Raw genomic sequence first — 2,216 nt, 5'->3', positions numbered from 1 at the left:
GTCCGCGGCCTCCAACAGTTCGCGGGCATGGGCACGCGCTGAATCCGAATCACCCAGCCCGGCCAGCATTCTCGCCAGCTCGACAACCCGGTCGTCCCCGTCGAGGCGCCGCACACCACTGGCGCCGTTAGTGCCGTTGCTATCGACCATGAGGTGTATGTCGGCATAGGCCGCGACCTGCGGCAGATGCGTCACCACGATGACTTGCCGGTTGCGGGCCAACCGGGCCAGTCGCCGACCGATCTGCACCGCCGCCCGGCCTCCGACGCCCGCGTCGACCTCGTCGAACACCATCGTGGTGCCTGCCATCGACGCCGCCAGCACCACCTCGAGGGCGAGCATCACGCGCGACAGCTCGCCGCCCGACGCGCTCTTGGCCAGCGGTAACACCGTCATGCCGCGATGTGCGGCGAAACCGAACTCGACCTGGTCGACGCCGTCGCCACCGGCGTGGGCCTGGGTGCCGGAGCCAAGCGTCAGCGCGGCAGGATCGTCGCTACCGGCCGGCATGGTCGACACCTCGATGGTGAATTCGGCATCGGCCATCGCCAAACCCGACAGCTCAGCGGTGACTTGTTTGGCCAGCCGCTTGGCGGCCTGGCTGCGTAACTTGCTGAGTTCGCTTGCCGCATCGGCCAATTGGAGTGCCAATTCGTCGACGCGACGTTGCAGAGCGGCCAACGCCTCTTCGGAAACATCCAGGTGCGCCAGCCGATCTCGCGCCTCACCCGCCCACTGCCGCACACCGTCGATGTCGGCGGCGTACTTGCGGGTCAGCGTGCGCAGCTGCGCCTGCCGTGCGAGCTTGGTGTCCAACGTGCTGGCGTCCGCGGGCAATTCGCCCAGGTAGCCACCGAGCTCACGCGCGGCGTCGCCGACGACCGTGAGCGCTTCTTCGAGCTGGGTGGCTAACGCACGCAGCGTCGCGTCCTCCGTCGACTCCAAGGCCGCCTTGGCCAGCGCCAAACTCTCCGCCGCTGATGCGGACTGTCCGCTCGGGTCGGCGGAGGCGTCGTCGCCCAGCCCGGACAGGGCGACGCGGGCCCCGGATGCGGCCTCGCGCAGCGCGTCCAGCTCAGAGAGCCGACGGATGTCGGCGATCAGCGCATCGTCCTCGCCGGGTGCGGGATCGATGGTGTCGATCTCGTGCAGCGCGAACTTGAGCCGATCGGCCTCCTGCGCCAATTCGCGGGCCCGGTTGCTCCGGTCTACGAAGTCGCGGCGCGCCGACTGCCATGCGTCACGCAGTTTGCGATAGCGCTCCATTCGGGTGTCGACGTCTGCGAACCGGTCCAGCGCCCCGCGTTGCTCGTCGGGTCGCATGAGCCGCAACTGGTCGTTTTGCCCGTGCAGCGTCAGCAGCTCGGTGGTGAATCCGCTCAGTGATTTGGCAGGCACGCTGCGGCCGCCGAGGTATGCGCGCGACGGTCCGTCGCGGCTGACCGAGCGTAACGCGATGATGCTGCCGTCCTCGTCGCGTTCGGCCCCCGAGGCGTCCAGCATCTCGTCGAGGTGCGCCACCGCCTTCTGGTCGAGATCAGCAGTGGTGAACCGCCCTTCGACGACGGCCCGTTCGGCCCCCGAACGCACCCGGTTGGCGTCGGCGCGGGCCCCGCCGAGCAGGTGCAGGCTGGTGACGACCATGGTCTTGCCAGTACCTGTTTCCCCGGTCAAAACCGTTAGGCCGCGGTCGAATTCGGCAGTCGCGGCGCTGATGGCGCCCAGCGATTCGATCCGAATCTCCGAAAGCACTGTTACCGTCCGCGCCAGCCGGTGACCGGCAGACGGAATTTGCGCACCAGACGGTCGGTGAACGGCGCGCCGTCCAGCCGGGCCCATTTCACCGACACAGCGCAGCGCCGCACTTCCAACCGTGCACCGGCCGGCACCAGCATCTCGCGGCGACCGTCGCAGAACACCAGCGCGTCGTGACCGTCGCCCTCGATCTCGATGGCGATGCCGGCCTCGGGGCTGGTGACCATCGGCCGGGCGAACAATGCGTGAGCGTTGTTGGGTACCACCAGCAAGGCTTCCAGATCCGGCCACAGGATCGGGCCGCCCGCGGAGAACGCGTAGGCAGTCGATCCGGTCGGCGTTGACACCAACACCCCGTCGCAGCCGAAGGTCGACACCGGCCGCCCATCGACTTCGAGGACCACGCCGAGCACCCCCAGCCGCGGCCCCTTTTCCAGGCTCGCCTCGTTGAGCGCCCATCC

At 68.6% G+C, this 2,216-nt stretch carries 1 protein-coding gene and 1 pseudogene; both read right to left on the bottom strand.

The genetic code is table 11. The features are described 5' to 3' along the window. The coding region (gene recN, locus WAN02_RS29995) for a DNA repair protein RecN (protein WP_422269019.1) at nt 1-1,752 on the bottom strand (1,752 nt) is incomplete at its 3' end. A gap of 2 nt (nt 1,753-1,754) precedes the next feature. Further along, a pseudogene (ppnK, locus tag WAN02_RS29990) lies at nt 1,755-2,216 on the bottom strand (NAD(+) kinase); the annotation flags it as partial.

Source organism: Mycobacterium sp., assembly GCF_049281135.1.
Taxonomy (GTDB): Bacteria; Actinomycetota; Actinomycetes; order Mycobacteriales; family Mycobacteriaceae; genus Mycobacterium.
Note: the sequence above shows the minus strand (reverse complement) of the source record. Positions and strands in the feature narration are given on the sequence as shown.